Raw genomic sequence first — 14047 nt, forward strand, 5'->3', positions numbered from 1 at the left:
GCGGATCGAAGATCGCGAATGTCAGCCGATGCGAGGACGCGCGCCGCAAGCCTTGAGGCCAGCATCCCGGCCTATGGACATTTTGTGCGCCGACCTGTTTCTTCGTGCAGGTTTGCCGGTGCGCTAAACAAGATGTGTTTCGCCGATTGGCACAGGGCATTTTATGATGGCTCGAATGATTCACCGGGGAAGTAAAAACGGTTCGGCAGGAGAATGGGTCTGGTGCGGTTGAGATCTGTCCCCTTGGGTGGTGTCGTCATCACCCTCAGCCTCCTTGTCATCATCGCCCTGACGGCGTCGGTCCGGTCCTTCGCCGCGCCCTCCTCCGTCCCGGCCTGGCTGCAGGCTCATGTCGGCGACAGCGACGGCCAGATCTCGCAAGTGGTGCTGGAGCGGGCACGCGCGCTCTACCTGAAGAAGGTGGCCCAGGGCGCGGTCGCGAACCCCTGTTATTTTGCCATGGATGCCACGCGTCCGGGCGATCTCGGCAATGGCGTGCTGGGGCGCCGCTATTATGTCATCTGCGAAGCCAGCCAGTCCTTTCGCGCCATCGCATCGGGTCATGGCGGCGGCCGGAATCTGAAAGGCACGGTCGATTTTTCAAACGGCAGGCGGTGCTCCAAGAACTTCGGCAACGCCATGGATTCGGAGTTGACCGCCGGCGGCGCCTATATGACCCGCGAGGCGAAGACGTCCTTCAAGGGTTTTTATCGCGCCGGCGCCAAACAGGATGCCGCCTTCCTGCGCACCTTCATACAGTTCGATGGCGAGGGCGAAGCCGCCAACGCCAGGCAACGCGTGATCGGCGGCCACGCGGCGCAGGTGCTGCGCACCATGTGCATGCGCAAAACCCCCAACAGCTCCTATGCCGACCATGATGGTCTGGTGCCGTTCGGCAAGCTGGTGGAATATGCCGGCGGCCGCAGCAATGGCTGCACCAGCTGGTCGCCAGCGGACGCGCGGCAGATCATTTCGATGGTGAAGGACAACCCGACGACACTCTACATCTATCCGGAATCGCGCGACATCGCCGCCGTCGCGCAGGCGGCGGCAAAGGGCCATTCGTCATCCAACGACGGGCCTTATTGGAACGCATCCTGCCTGAAGGAAATCGGCGCGCCGAAATTCTGGCCGCGCAAAACCCTCGAGCCGATCATCGCCCAGTACAAGAAGGATCATCCCGCACCGCCCGCGCAGCCGCTGCCGATCTGCAAGGAGCCGTGATGCCTGCTTGACGGCTGCTCGTGGCGGGAAAGGCTATTGCAACAAGCCCTTGACGATGCCGCTCGCCTTGCCGAAATCCATCTGGCCGGCATATTTCTGCTTCAGCGCGGCGATCACCTTGCCCATGTCCTTCTGGCTGGCGGCACCGGTCGCGGCAATCGCTTCGCGCGCCGCGGCCGTGATCGCCGCATCGTCGAGCTGCGTCGGCAGGAAGTCGCGGATGATCTCCATTTCGCCGCGCTCCTGAGCGGCCAGTTCCGGCCGCTTGCCGTCCTCGAACGCCTTGGCCGATTCCTCGCGCTGCTTCACCATCTTGGCCAGTATCTGCAGGATTTCCTCGTCGCTGGCCGGTTCCTTGCCGGCGCCGCGATTGGCGATATCGCGATCGTGGATGGCGGCCTGGATCAGCCGCAATGTCGGCAGCCGGTGCTTGTCCTGCGCCTTCATCGCGCTCTTCAGGGATTCGGCGATTTTCGCGCGCATCGTGCTTTCTCCTTCGGTCGGCGTGGACAATAACGCCGGGGGCAAGCCAACGCAAACCCTGATATGGCGGGGCAAGCCTATGATATTCCTCAATGAAATAATTCGAAGCCGCATTTCGCATCGTCATTGACCGGCCTGCCCCCTTCCCCTATGTACTGGGCCTTGCATGAACTGAAGCTTGGGTGCGTGGAGGCCGCGAATTCGCCGCTCCGCGCCATTTGCTGCGCGGATGGCCGGCTGGGCCTGTGGAAGCGCGCAGCCTGATAGGAGTGCCGACATGGCCGAGATGACGCCCGCCTGGGCAACCGAAAAGCCGACCGCCCTTCTGGTGCTGGCCGACGGCACCGTCATCGAGGGCCGCGGTCTCGGCGCCACCGGCTCCGCCGTCGCCGAAGTCTGCTTCAACACGGCGCTCACCGGCTATGAGGAGATCCTCACCGACCCCTCCTATGCCGGCCAGATCGTCACCTTCACCTTCCCGCATATCGGCAATATCGGCACCAATGGCGAGGACATCGAGGACCTCAATCCGGCCGCGCGCGCCGGCGCCGTCGGCGCCGTGTTCAAGGCCGATGTCACCAACCCGTCCAACTACCGCGCCGCCGGCCACCTCGACCAATGGCTGAAGAAGCGCGGCATCGTCGCGCTGTCGGGCATCGACACGAGGGCGCTCACCGCGCTGATCCGCGAAAAGGGCATGCCCAACGCCGTCATCGCGCATGCGCCCGACGGCGTCTTCGACCTCGACGATCTGAAGCGGCGCGCCGCCGCATGGTCGGGCCTGATCGGGCTCGATCTCGCCAAGGAGGTCACCTCGGGCCAGTCCTCGGTCTGGCGCGAGACGCCTTGGGTGTGGAACGAGGGTTTTGCCGAGCAGGACGCGCCGACCATGCATGTCGTTGCCATCGACTACGGCGTCAAGCGCAACATATTGCGCCTGCTCGCGGGTCTCGGCGCCAAGGTCACGGTGGTTCCGGCCAAGACTGGTTCGGAAGAAATCCTGGCCATGCAGCCGGATGGCATCTTCCTTTCCAACGGTCCCGGCGACCCGGAAGCCACCGGCGACTATGCCGTGCCGGTCATCCAGGACTTGCTGAAGACCGACATTCCGGTGTTCGGCATCTGTCTCGGCCATCAGATGCTGGCACTGGCGCTGGGCGGCAAGACCGCCAAGATGCACCAGGGCCATCACGGCGCCAATCATCCGGTCAAGGACCACACCACCGGCAAGGTCGAGATCGTCTCGATGAACCACGGCTTCGCCGTCGACGCCGACTCGCTGCCATCAGGCGTCGAGGAAACCCATGTCTCGCTGTTCGACGGCTCGAACTGCGGCATCGCGCTCACCGGCCGCCCGGTGTTCTCTGTCCAGCATCATCCCGAAGCCTCGCCCGGCCCGCAGGACTCGCACTATCTGTTCCGCCGCTTCGTCAACCTGATCCGCGAAAAGCGCGGCGAGGAGTTGCTGGTAGAACGAGCCTGACTCGATCCGTCAGCGCTGCCCTCATCCGCCTGCCGGCACCTTCTCCCCGTATACGGGGAGAAGCCTGCTGACCGAACGCCGGCCCTTTTCCAACGAAGGCAATTGGCGAACGGCCGATGACAGCGTCTTTCTCCCCGTCACTATACGGGGAGAAATGCCCGGCAGGGCAATGAGGGGCGGCGCAAACGCCCACAATTTCGCATCGCAAACCGCCCAAACTCACGCCACCGGCCGGTCTTCACTCGCCTCCAGCGTGACAAACCATTGCTCGCGGTCGAGGCTGATCTCCAGCGCCTTGACCATGGCCGTCAGCCGTTCCGGCTCATTGAACCGGGCACCGGCACCAGCCGGGCCGGAGAGCAGCAGCCAAGCGATGGCGACGGTGGCGAGATCGCCGGCATCGACGGAGGTGCCGATCAGCCGGGCCACCTGATCGGCATCCGGGCGGGGGCCGCCATCGAGCAGGCGCCAGGCGCCGAAGACCAGCCGCGACGGCGACACTCCATCCTGGTCAGCGCGATGCGGCTGTCATGGCTCATACCTGCGCTCCGTCTTCGGCGACGTCGGTCGTAACGGTCCTGGCCGCTGCCGTCCTCGCCACCTTGGTGACAAAGACGATGAGCGCCAGCACCAGGAAGCACGCTCCGACCAGATAGGGCGCGCCGCCGAAAGTCACGGGTGCGCTGGGCCCGGTGAACCACGAGAAGATGGCCGTGTAGAGCAGTGGCGTGATGATCGAGGTGATCGAGAAGATCGAGGTCATCGCGCCCTGCAGTTCGCCTTGTGCCGAAGGTGGCACCTTGGCAGCGGCGAGGCTCCTGAGCGGCGGATCGGCCAAGGCTTCAAGGCAACCGGCTACGATCACCGCATAGATCATCCAGCCCTGCGTGGCGAAGGCATAGCCGAAGGCGCTGGCCGCCGTGAAGGTCAGGCCGATCACTGCTGTCTTCCACTCGCCAAGTCTGGCGATCACGCGCGGCAGAACGGTGCCCATGATGATCGCACCGCACAGGCCGAAGGCACCAAGCGAGAAGCCGATCTGTTGCTCACTCCAGCCATAACGATAGTTGGACACGAACGACCAGACCGCCGGGTACATCATGTGGCCGAGCGTCATCAGGAAGAAGACGAGCCCGATCCAGCCGATGCCCTGGTACTGGCGCATCTGCAGCAGCGTGCCGACCGGGTTGGCGCGCTTCCACTCGAAGCGGCGGCGGTGCTTTTCATCGAGCGTTTCCGGCAGGAAGAACATCGCGATCAGGAAATTGACGAAGGCGAGCCCGGCGGCGAAATAGAACGGCACGCGCGGCCCGAACGTGCCGAGCAACCCGCCCAGCACCGGTCCGATGACGAAGCCGACGCCGAAGGCGATGCCGAGCAAGCCGAAATTCTTGGCCCGGTTCTCATCGTTGGAGATGTCGGCGATGAAGGCCGACGTCGTCGAATAGCTGGCGCCCGAAATGCCGGCCAGCACGCGGCCGATGAACAGCATCGGATAGGACCAGGCGACCGCGCAGATCAGATTGTCGATGGAGAAGGTCAGCACCGAGGCGAGCAGGATCGGCCTCCGGCCGAACCGGTCGCTCAGACCGCCCATGATGGGTGCGAAGAAGAACTGCATGGCGGCATAGACGAAGAACAGCCAGCCGCCCTCGATCGCCGCGCCGCTGATGCTGACGCCGGACAGCTCCTGCAGATAGGCCGGCAGCACCGGCATGATGATACCGAAGCCGACAATATCGAGCAGCAGCGTGGTGAAAACGAGCGCAAGGCCCCGCCTGGCGGTTTTGGGGTCGATCATATGGGTCAAGCTCCTCTGGCCGCCCGGGGCACAGGCGGACGCACCTTATAGGCGAGCCCGCCGAAAGGAACAATGAGGGAACACGTAGGAGGCCCTGATCCTGACACTTCCTGACGGCATCGTTTCCGTCAGGGTATCGCCGTGGAATCAGTGCTCAGAGCGGGCCGCTCATCGTGTTGCAGTCCGACAGCTTGCCGCTCTTGTAGCCGCGCGCCAGCCAGGTCTGCCGCTGTTGCGAGGTGCCGTGGTTGAAGCTCTCCGGCACGACATAGCCCTGCATCTTCTTCTGCAGCGTGTCGTCGCCGATCTGCTTGGCGGCATTCAGTGCGCTTTCGAAATCGCCCGGTTCCAGAATGCCCTTCTGCGCGGTGTAGTGGGCCCACACGCCGGCGAAGCAGTCGGCCTGCAGCTCGATGCGCACCGACAGCTGGTTGGCATCGGCTTCGCTCATGCCTTGCCGCATCTGGTTGAACTTGGACATGATGCCGGTGAGGTTCTGCACATGGTGGCCGACCTCATGCGCGATCACATAGGCGCGGGCGAATTCGCCGGAGGCGCCGAACTGCTGGTCGAGCTGCTGGAAGAAGGTCATGTCGAGATAGACCTTGTGGTCGCCGGGGCAGTAGAACGGACCAGCCGCCGAGGAAGCGAAGCCGCAGGCCGAGCGGATCTGGCCGGAAAACAGCACCAGCTTGGGATCCTCATAGGTCAGGCCTTGCGACTTGAAGATGCCGGTCCAGGTGTCTTCGGTCTCGGCCAAGACGGTCGCCACGAACTGCTTCATCTCATCATTGGCGGGCGCGGCGCCGTTGCCCTGGCCGCCGCTGTTGTCCGATATCTGGCCACCGCCGCCCGGCAGCAGCGCGCCGCCGTCCCCGTTCAGGAGTTGCAGGGGATTGATGCCGAAAACACCCCAGGCAATGAGCGCGACGACCGCGAAGATGATGAGGCCCGAGAGCGACATGCCGCCACCGCCCGCGCCGCCGCCGATGGGGATGCGGAACTGGCCGGGGCCGCCGCCGTCGAGCCCACCGCCGGAGCCGCTGTCGCCGCGGTCGTCCTCGACATTGTCACTCTGACGACGGCCTCTCCAGAGCATGGCAACTCCTAGCGCTGCGAACTTCGCGTTGTTCCGGTATGGCCGGCCCAACCCAACAAACAATTATCCCAATGGTTGCGCCAAGTCACAGCATTTTTCGTGGCTGGCGCAGCGCCGGCATGCCGGCTTCACCGCTCTGGCCGAGACCAGCCAAGGCCTATGGCATCGCCCCCAAGGAGGGATGCGAGGACTTTTACGAATGATCGTCCGAATACCGCTTACGCTGGTCTCGAGTTGCTTGGAGAGCCGCAGGCGAGGTGACGCTCGGGTCCAGCATTGCCGTCACCGATCAGGCCACTTTGAAGGCACCGGAGCGTGGCGGCCTGCCCTTCAGTCGCCTGCTCGGACCTGCACTTGGTCTCCGCCCGCGCAATCGGTATAGCCGTTGACAGAAGAGTGCTCAGTCTTTCTGTTTGGCGCCGGCGCTCTTGCCGTCGGAGCTTTTCGAACGTTCCTCGAACCGCTCCGCTCCCTTCTTCAAGGGGTGGCCTGTCTCGGCTTCCGTCTTGCGCTCATCCCTGGCCGCGGCCTGCCGCAATCCTTTCGCGGCCTGTTTGCCCTTCCCGGTCGGTGCTTGTTCGACGCCCATCGTCTTCTCCCTGGCGCGACAATCGCGCGATCTCGGAAGCAACGTGCGTATGATCAGGCGGTTCCGATCGCTGGTCCGCCCGAGGAAGTCACCCGGACGCTCAGCGCACCGTCATCGCCTTGCGAAACGCCTCCAGCGTCTCGGCGCTGACATGATGCTCGATGCCCTCGGCATCGATGCGCGCCGTCTCGGCGCTGACGCCGAGCGAGCGCAGGAAGGCTTCCACCGTGTGGTGGCGGATGCGGCTCTCCTCGGCAACCTTGCGGCCGGCTTCGGTCAGGAACACACCGCGATAGGGTTTTCTCGACACCAGCCCGTCGGCGCACAACCTGGTCAGCATCTTGGCCACTGTCGGCTGGGCGACGCCGAGCCTAGCGGCGATATCGACCTGGCGCGCCTCATTGCCGTCCTCGATCAGGTCGGCGATCAGTTCGACATAGTCCTCGACAAGTGCGCTGCGGCGCGCTTCGCGCGTCTGTCGGAACCCTTCCGAATGGACGTCGGCGTCAGGCAATGGCTCACGCGGGACCGGTTTGTTCTTCAGCGCCAATGCGCGCTCCTCCTGGGAGTTTTGCCGTCTCTGTTTTTATAGCACGGGCTTTGATTCTTCAGGCCGTTTATTTGGAGGCATGTTCCCTGATCGGCAAGCAGGTCGATGCGCGTCGGGACGAGTTCCCCCGCCAGCCTATGCCTTCGATGGGAAGGCAGAAAACCATCCAGCGCCATTGTCCGTGACTCCTGGGGCCATATTTGGCTGTTGCTGATCTGAAACCGCCCGACTGCAATCGCCGCCAGGGAGAAAGCCATGACCCGCAGTGACGTTCTGATCGTAGGCGCCGGCCCAACCGGCCTGGTGCTGGCCGCCTCTTCAACGATATCCGCCAATGGCGTTTCGAACTTCGGGCAAAGAAACTATTCTTCTTGCCGTACCAAGCGATCGCTGCTCGTGTCCTTGGCATGATCCCCATGCCGCATCATGCGTCGAAAGCTCATGGAGATATGCGCGCGCCTGATGTGCCCGATCGACTCCCAGTCGCCGATCTCCGCTGCGGCCAGGACTTCCTCCATCTCACGTCGAAACGCGGTGAACTCTTCCACAAGCCCTAGTTGAGGCATCATCTTCAGGACGACACGCGCCACCTGGAAATAAAGTCTCTCGCTGATCTCGCGCAGGGGCTGGTTCCCGGTCATGGCGGTCAGTTCAGAAAAGAAGTCCATGTTCAGCTGCAGGAAAGCCCGCTGATCCGGATCGAGCATGTCGGAATCACAGCGCGCGATGAGCGTCCGGATTCGATCCAGGTCGGCCGCCGTCCGCGGGATCGGCGAAAGCTTGCCGACCAGAAGCGCCAATTCGAGGCGCAAGTGATAGACCTGCTGCAGTTCCTCGATGTCGACATCGGTGACTATGGTGCCGACGCCGTGCACGGATTGAACCAGACCTTCGGATTCAAGACGTGCCAGCACGCGGCGGACCGGCGTGCGGCTGATCTGGAATTCCTGGGCGAGTTCTTCCTCGGAGAGCCGGCTTCCCGGCGGGTAGTCGAGCAGGCAGATGCGGTCTCGCAGGATCCGGTAGATACGCTCGAACCGTTCCCGCGCCGAAAGCGGCCGCGGCGCCTCCAGGATCGCCGTGGTGACCGAGGCATCCGTCTCCAGTGTCATCCAGCCTCCAGGACAGCATGCAGGAATTGCCGTGTCCGCTCGTTCTTAGGGGCACCGAACAGCTCGCCTGGCGGTCCCTGCTCGCATATCTTGCCCTGGTAGAAGAAGCAGACGCGATCGGAAAATTCCTTGGCGAAGCCCATCTGGTGCGTGACCATGAGCATCGTCAAATCATGCTCGCGGCCGATTTGCCTTATCACTTGCAGCACTTCGCCGACAAGTTCCGGATCAAGCGCCGAGGTCACCTCGTCGAACAGCATTATCTTGGGTCGCATCGCCAACGCCCTGGCGATGGCGACGCGCTGTTGCTGGCCACCGGAAAGCTGGGAAGGGTAATGATCCTTCTTCTGCGACAGCCCAACCATGTCGAGAAGCTCGGCCGCCCGCGCCTCGGCATCCGCCCTTTTCATGCCAAGCACGGTTATCGGCGCCTCGATGCAATTTGCCATCGCCGTCATGTGGGGGAACAGATTGAAGGACTGGAAGACCATACCGATCTTTGCCCGGATGCGACGGATGTGAGCAAGGTTGGCAGGCACAAGCGTTCCGCCCTGCTGCATGTGCGTCAGCGGCTCGCCTTCGACCCAGATGACACCGTCATTGATCGTCTCCAGCGTCATCAGCATGCGCAGCACGGTGGTCTTGCCCGAACCGGACGGGCCAATGACGGAAACCTTCTCGCCGCGCGCGATTTCGAGGTTCAAGCCGTTGAGAACGGTCAACGCGCCGTAGCGTTTGGAAACATTGTCGAAACGGACCATCGGTTGTTCCGTCATCGCGTGTTCCTCCGGTTGAGCAGGCGTTCGAGGGCACGAATGAGCGCGGCAGAAACCAGGCTCATCGCAAGGAAGAACAGGCCGACCAGGGTAATCGGCTCGGTGTAGCGGAAAGTCTCGGAGCCGATAATCTTGGCTGTCTGCATGAGTTCCAGCACGGCGATAGCCGAAAGCAGCGGCGTTTCCTTGAACAGCGCGACGAGATAGTTGCCGAGCGCCGGCACGATCGGCGGAATGGCCTGCGGGATAATGATGTCGCGAAAGGTCGTCCAGGACGAGAGATTCAGCGCGATCGAGGCTTCCCATTGACCACGATGGATGTTGTCGAAGCCGGCGCGATAGACCTCCGAGCAGTAGGCGGCATAGTGAATGCCAATCGCCATGACACCAGCCGTGAACGCGTCGAGCACAAGGCCGAATTTCGGAAAGACGAAATAGAGGAAGAATATCTGGATGAGCAATGGCGTCGAGCGGATCAGCTCGACCAGCACCGAGATCGTCCAACCCGTCCACGGCACGGCGATACGGATCACCGCCAGGACCAGGCCGAGCGAGGCCGCGATGGCGAAACCGAGCAGCGTCGCCTCTATCGAGATGACCGCGGCGCGCGCCAGCACCGGCAGGATCTCGAGGGCAAAACTCCAATCCCAGATCATGCTGCCTTCCCTCGCGCCAAGCCGAGCGAGGCCCGCTTTTCGAGCAGCCGCATGCCGATGGAGACGGTGAGCGACATGGCGAGATACATCAGCAGCACCAGCGTGAAGATTGGAATGGTCTTGAACGTGTTCTGGTTCATCTGCTGCGCCTTGAAGGCAAGGTCCGACAGGGTGATCAGCGAGACCAGCGCGGTCGACTTCAGCAACTCGATGAACAGATTGCCCCAAGGCGGGATCATGGCGATGAAGGCCTGCGGCAGGATGATCCGGCGCAGCATCTGCGCGCGGCTCATGTTGAGCGCAGTTCCCGCTTCCCACTGGCCGCGCGCGACTGACTGGATGGCCCCCCGCACGCATTCGGATCCGTAAGCCCCGACATTCAGGCCGAGCGCCAGTACGGCAACGAGAAATGCGTCTAGCGTGACGCCGAATTGCGGCAGCACAAAAAACAGCCAGAACAATTGCACCAGCGCCGAGGTGCCGCGAAAGATCTCGACATAGACCGTCGCCAGCCATCTAAGCGGCGCCGGGCCATACATACGTGCCAAGGCGGCGAGCACGCCCATGATGACCGCCAGCAGGCTGCCCAGGATGGCGATCTCCATTGTCAGGACGGCGCCCTGCAGCAGCCCCGGCAGGAACAGCCTGTATGTTGCCTGCGTTGCAAGCACGGCGATCACGGCCAGCGAGACAAACAGCATGGCAACGAGCGTGCGGATTCCCATCTGCTTCTCCGAGCAAAAAAGGGGCGGCGCTTTCACGCCGCCCAGCAGTTGGGAACTTATTCGCCCTTGCAGAGCTGCGCGGTGGTCTTGTTCGGCAGATAATCCTTACCGAAGCCGAGTGGCTCGACCAGCGCAATGTGCTCCGGTGAGCCGATGAATTTCTTCAGTTCGGCATTGAACGCTTCCTGGAGATCGGTGTCCTCCTTGCGGAAGCCGAAGCCGCCGTGCCCCTTCACCGACTTGCCGGCAACCTCGCCGAAGGGCTTGGTCGATTCGACGCCATCGGCCTTCTTGGCCATATCGGCGATCGACAATGCGGTAAGCGCGGCGGCGTCGGCGCGCCCTGCCTGGACGGCGGCAACGAGACTGGACTGGTCAGGCAAAGCGACGATCTGCCCTGGCGCGACACCTGCATCCTTGGCGTATCCACCCTCGACCGCGCCCGCCATCACGGCGAGCTTGAGATCGGGATTGTCCTTGACGCTTGAATAATCCTTTATGCCCTTCGGGTTGCCCTTCGCCACCAGCATGGCCTGACCGATACCATAGGACGGTTCGGAGAAATTGATCTCCGCGCAACGCTTTGGATTGATGAACATGCCGGCAGCGATGATGTCAAATCTCCCAGCCTTCAGACCAGGTATGAGCGACCCGAATTCGGTCAGCACGCCGTCCACCTGCGAAATGCCCATCTTGGCGAGCACGGCCTTGGCGACCTCGGGCGCTTCGCCGGTCAATTTGCCGTCAGGCGTTGCGAACCCGAACGGCGCCTCATTGGCGAAACCGACGCGGATGTAGCCGTCCTTCTTGGCGCGTTCGAGGGTCGTTTCGGCCTGAGCCGGAAGCGCCGTCAACATAGTCGCGACGAGCGCAAGGCAGGCAGCCGTCTTCATGGCCGTGCGGCGAGATATCTGTGACATGAGCATGCATTCCCCTTTTCTTTTTGGATGAGCTTACCGGCTCGAAGGACGTTTCTCCATCGTCGCATCGAACATGTAAGACGTATACAACTCATCTGGACATATCGCAAGACACCCTGTACGAATCTGGAAAATCGTTGATATCAGCCCGAATGCGCGGCTGGATCGATTGCTAGTTGTGCACAATTAGAGGTATCTGCCTCGAAATGTAGCGGCGGACTTGCAATCGATCACGATGGTCACGGGGACGAGTTTTGAGCAGGTCGGCCAATTTCACGAAGACGGAATACGCGCAGCGCCTGACGGGCGTGAAGCGGCGCATGGAGAAGGCCGGCTTCGATCTCATCGTCTGCCAGGATCCCGCAAACATGTGCTGGCTTACTGGCTACGACGGATGGTCCTTCTACGTGCCGCAATGCGTGCTCGTCCATCTGGAGGAAAATCTGCCGATCTGGTTCGGCAGGGCGCAGGACGCCAGGAGCGCCCGCTTGACCACCGGCCTGCCCGAAGAAAACATCGTCGCGTTCTCCGAGCGGCTGGTACAGCAGCCTATCGAGCATCCGTATGACGAACTCGCCAGCCTGATCCGGGCACGCGGATGGGAACAGGCGCGCATCGGCGTCGAGATGGACGCGCACTACTACACGGCGCGCTGTCATGCCCATCTTGTCGGCGGCCTGCCCGCGGCGCGTTTCGGCAACAATCACGACCTCGTCAACTGGGCGCGGCTGGTAAAATCGGAGGCCGAACTGGTGCTGATCCGTGAAGCCGGCGCGATCTGCGACAATGCCATGAACCGCGCGGTCGAAAAGATGCGACCGGGCGTGCCGCAGAACCAAGTGATCGCGGAAATCTATCATGCCCAGATCATGGGCCTGCCAGGCGTCGGCGGCGACTACGCAGCAATCTGCCCGCTGATGCCGGTAGGCGAAGGCACGAGCACACCGCATCTGACCTGGTCGGACGCGCCTCTTCCGGACAGCGGACTGGCCATCATCGAGATCGCCGGTGTGCGACGGCGCTATCACGCGGCGTTAACCCGGACGGTGCATTTCGGCAAGCCGCCGACCGCCCTCTCCGATATGGCAAAGGCGATCGTCGAAGGGGTCGATGCGGGCCTCGATCTGGCACGGCCCGGCAACACCGCCGAAGAGGTCGAGGCCGCCTGGCAGGCGGTGCTGCGCAGAAACGGGCTGAAGAAGGAAAGCCGCGTCGGCTATCCTGTCGGCCTCGCCTATCCGCCGGATTGGGGCGAACGCACCGCAAGCCTGAGGCCTGGCGACAAGACCGAACTGCAGCCCGGTATGTGCTTCCACTTCATGGCCGGCGTATGGCTCGACGATTTCGGCGTCGCCATTTCCGAATCCTTCGTCGTTACCGAAGGCGGCGGCGAACGGCTTTGCGACGTGACCCGCGATCTCATCGTCATTGACTGACCACCAGCCCAAGAGCCGGTAACCTCAAGGATACCCAATGGACCGCAATCCCTTTTCCGAAGCCGAAATCGCCGGCCGCCTGTCGAAGGTGTCCACGGCCCTGGCAGAACGCGGGCTTGATGCCGCTATCTTCGCTTCCCCTGAGAATATCTTCTACCTCACCGGCCTCGACCATTGGGGCTATTTCGCGCCACACCTCTTGATTGTCCCACTCGACGGTCGACCGGTTCTGGTCACTCGGTCAATGGAAAAGGTGACGATAGAGAACCAGGTGAAGGCGGCGGATTTCCGCGGTCATTCCGACAGCGAAACCGCTGCCGATCTGGCCGCGCGCCTCATTTTCGAGCTTGGCCTGGCAGGCAAACAGATCGGCCTCGAACACTGGACCTCCGGTCTGAGCCATGGCCTCGCCTTGAGGCTCGAGGCGCAGGCCGACGCCAAATGGAGCGACGTTTCCGGGCTCGTCGACAAGATGCGGCTGGTGAAGAGTGCCGAGGAACAGGTGCTGATGCGCCGCGCCGCCAAGGTTACGGACGCTGCCGCAGGTGCGGCGATCGCGGCAATCTCCGCCGGCGCCGCCGAGCAGGAGGTCGCCGCCCAATGCGTGGCGGCGATGATCCGCGCCGGGGGCCACGCGCCGGGTTTCGGCCCGTTCATTCGTCCCGCCACCAGGCTCGGGGAAGAACACACGACCTGGGGCGACGGCATCTACCGCACCGGCGAGCCTGTCTTCGTCGAACTCTCCGGCTGCGTCTCGCGCTATCATGCGCCGCTTGGCCGGCTGATCCGTATTGGCAGCACCAAGGATCAAGACGCGGCGATGGCCGAGGTGACGGCCAAGGCATTCGATGCCGTCGTCAAGGCGCTCAGACCTGGCGTCAGAGCGCGCGACGTCTATGCCGCCTGGCAAGGCGTCGCCGACGAAGCCGGTCTCTCGCACTATCGCCGCCATCATTGCGGGTATCTGGTCGGCATTGGCCAGCCGCCATCCTGGACCGGCGGCAATTCGGTGACCGGCCTCAGGCACGATTCCGATCTCGAAATCGAGACTGGCATGAGCTTCCACATCCTGTCCTGGCTGATGGGCACCGGCCGCGGCGACCATTTCATGTCAAACACGGTGCTGCTGACCGACGCAGGCGCTGAAGTGCTGACCCGCACCCCGGCCGGCTCGATCGTCCGCTAGACCATGA

15 protein-coding genes are annotated in these 14047 nt (G+C 62.9%); 4 read left to right on the forward strand and 11 right to left on the reverse strand.

Annotation, left to right across the window (positions count from 1 at the left end; translation table 11 throughout):
* The first annotated feature begins 222 nt into the window (after positions 1-222).
* The gene (locus FJ930_RS12155; protein WP_141837836.1) at positions 223-1224 is read left to right on the forward strand and encodes a hypothetical protein; all 1002 of its coding nucleotides are present in this window, start codon (positions 223-225) and stop codon (positions 1222-1224) included.
* Positions 1225-1257: 33 nt separating this feature from the next.
* Here the strand turns inward: FJ930_RS12155 and FJ930_RS12160 are convergent, their stop codons facing one another.
* Positions 1258-1707 carry a GatB/YqeY domain-containing protein gene (locus tag FJ930_RS12160; RefSeq protein WP_140763519.1) on the reverse strand — a complete coding sequence of 150 codons (450 nt, stop codon included), beginning with the start codon at positions 1705-1707 and terminating at the stop codon, positions 1258-1260.
* Positions 1708-1984: 277 nt separating this feature from the next.
* On the opposite strand from FJ930_RS12160, the gene carA reads away from it, so the two are divergent.
* Complete coding sequence (carA, locus tag FJ930_RS12165; protein WP_141837838.1) at positions 1985-3190, forward strand: glutamine-hydrolyzing carbamoyl-phosphate synthase small subunit; 1206 nt, start codon at positions 1985-1987, stop codon at positions 3188-3190.
* Between the two features lie 219 nt (positions 3191-3409).
* Here carA and FJ930_RS12175 read toward each other — a convergent pair whose 3' ends face one another.
* From FJ930_RS12175 to ehuB, 10 genes are all read right to left on the reverse strand, one after another.
* Complete coding sequence (locus tag FJ930_RS12175) at positions 3410-3691, reverse strand: hypothetical protein (protein WP_246676883.1); 282 nt, start codon at positions 3689-3691, stop codon at positions 3410-3412.
* Between the two features lie 34 nt (positions 3692-3725).
* On the reverse strand, positions 3726-4991 hold the full coding sequence (locus FJ930_RS12180; RefSeq protein WP_141837840.1) for a TCR/Tet family MFS transporter: 1266 nt from the start codon (positions 4989-4991) through the stop codon (positions 3726-3728).
* Positions 4992-5145: 154 nt separating this feature from the next.
* Positions 5146-6090: a neutral zinc metallopeptidase gene (locus FJ930_RS12185; protein WP_140744487.1), complete on the reverse strand. Its 945-nt coding sequence runs from the start codon at positions 6088-6090 to the stop codon at positions 5146-5148.
* A 400-nt stretch (positions 6091-6490) separates the two neighbouring features.
* Positions 6491-6679 carry a hypothetical protein gene (locus FJ930_RS12190; RefSeq protein ID WP_140744486.1) on the reverse strand — a complete coding sequence of 63 codons (189 nt, stop codon included), beginning with the start codon at positions 6677-6679 and terminating at the stop codon, positions 6491-6493.
* 100 nt (positions 6680-6779) lie between these two features.
* Positions 6780-7229: a manganese-binding transcriptional regulator MntR gene (gene mntR, locus FJ930_RS12195; RefSeq protein WP_140744485.1), complete on the reverse strand. Its 450-nt coding sequence runs from the start codon at positions 7227-7229 to the stop codon at positions 6780-6782.
* Between the two features lie 362 nt (positions 7230-7591).
* Positions 7592-8341 (reverse strand): GntR family transcriptional regulator, encoded by a 750-nt coding sequence (locus tag FJ930_RS12200; protein WP_141837843.1) that lies wholly within the window; start codon positions 8339-8341, stop codon positions 7592-7594.
* Entirely contained in the window at positions 8338-9117 is a 780-nt protein-coding gene (gene ehuA, locus FJ930_RS12205; RefSeq protein ID WP_141837845.1) for an ectoine/hydroxyectoine ABC transporter ATP-binding protein EhuA, read from the reverse strand. The genes FJ930_RS12200 and ehuA overlap by 4 nt, the downstream gene beginning before the upstream one ends.
* Positions 9114-9773: an ectoine/hydroxyectoine ABC transporter permease subunit EhuD gene (gene ehuD, locus FJ930_RS12210; protein WP_140692361.1), complete on the reverse strand. Its 660-nt coding sequence runs from the start codon at positions 9771-9773 to the stop codon at positions 9114-9116. The genes ehuA and ehuD overlap by 4 nt, the downstream gene beginning before the upstream one ends.
* Positions 9770-10498, reverse strand: a complete 729-nt coding sequence (ehuC, locus tag FJ930_RS12215; protein WP_141837847.1) for an ectoine/hydroxyectoine ABC transporter permease subunit EhuC — start codon at positions 10496-10498, stop codon at positions 9770-9772. Before ehuC ends, ehuD begins: the two co-directional genes overlap by 4 nt.
* A gap of 56 nt (positions 10499-10554) precedes the next feature.
* The gene (gene ehuB / locus FJ930_RS12220) at positions 10555-11418 is read right to left on the reverse strand and encodes an ectoine/hydroxyectoine ABC transporter substrate-binding protein EhuB (RefSeq protein ID WP_246676884.1); all 864 of its coding nucleotides are present in this window, start codon (positions 11416-11418) and stop codon (positions 10555-10557) included.
* Between the two features lie 254 nt (positions 11419-11672).
* On the opposite strand from ehuB, the gene FJ930_RS12225 reads away from it, so the two are divergent.
* Positions 11673-12854: a M24 family metallopeptidase gene (locus tag FJ930_RS12225; protein WP_140611637.1), complete on the forward strand. Its 1182-nt coding sequence runs from the start codon at positions 11673-11675 to the stop codon at positions 12852-12854.
* Between the two features lie 37 nt (positions 12855-12891).
* Positions 12892-14040, forward strand: coding sequence for a Xaa-Pro peptidase family protein (locus FJ930_RS12230; protein ID WP_141837851.1), 1149 nt, complete (start codon positions 12892-12894; stop codon positions 14038-14040).
* Positions 14041-14047 lie beyond the last annotated feature (7 nt).

Origin of the sequence: Mesorhizobium sp. B2-4-15 (assembly GCF_006658505.1) — a bacterium.
Lineage (GTDB): Bacteria > Pseudomonadota > Alphaproteobacteria > Rhizobiales > Rhizobiaceae > Mesorhizobium.

Excerpts from the sequence above, each read along its gene's own strand:
- ehuD (WP_140692361.1), bottom strand. The coding sequence starts at position 9,773 with ATGATCTGGGATTGGAGTTTTGCCCTCGAGATCCTGCCGGTGCTGGCG.
- ehuC (WP_141837847.1), bottom strand. The coding sequence starts at position 10,498 with ATGGGAATCCGCACGCTCGTTGCCATGCTGTTTGTCTCGCTGGCCGTG.
- ehuB (WP_246676884.1), bottom strand. The coding sequence starts at position 11,418 with ATGTCACAGATATCTCGCCGCACGGCCATGAAGACGGCTGCCTGCCTT.
- FJ930_RS12180 (WP_141837840.1), bottom strand. The coding sequence starts at position 4,991 with ATGATCGACCCCAAAACCGCCAGGCGGGGCCTTGCGCTCGTTTTCACC.
- FJ930_RS12185 (WP_140744487.1), bottom strand. The coding sequence starts at position 6,090 with ATGCTCTGGAGAGGCCGTCGTCAGAGTGACAATGTCGAGGACGACCGC.
- FJ930_RS12160 (WP_140763519.1), bottom strand. The coding sequence starts at position 1,707 with ATGCGCGCGAAAATCGCCGAATCCCTGAAGAGCGCGATGAAGGCGCAG.
- carA (WP_141837838.1), top strand. The coding sequence starts at position 1,985 with ATGGCCGAGATGACGCCCGCCTGGGCAACCGAAAAGCCGACCGCCCTT.
- FJ930_RS12190 (WP_140744486.1), bottom strand. The coding sequence starts at position 6,679 with ATGGGCGTCGAACAAGCACCGACCGGGAAGGGCAAACAGGCCGCGAAA.
- ehuA (WP_141837845.1), bottom strand. The coding sequence starts at position 9,117 with ATGACGGAACAACCGATGGTCCGTTTCGACAATGTTTCCAAACGCTAC.
- FJ930_RS12230 (WP_141837851.1), top strand. The coding sequence starts at position 12,892 with ATGGACCGCAATCCCTTTTCCGAAGCCGAAATCGCCGGCCGCCTGTCG.
- FJ930_RS12200 (WP_141837843.1), bottom strand. The coding sequence starts at position 8,341 with ATGACACTGGAGACGGATGCCTCGGTCACCACGGCGATCCTGGAGGCG.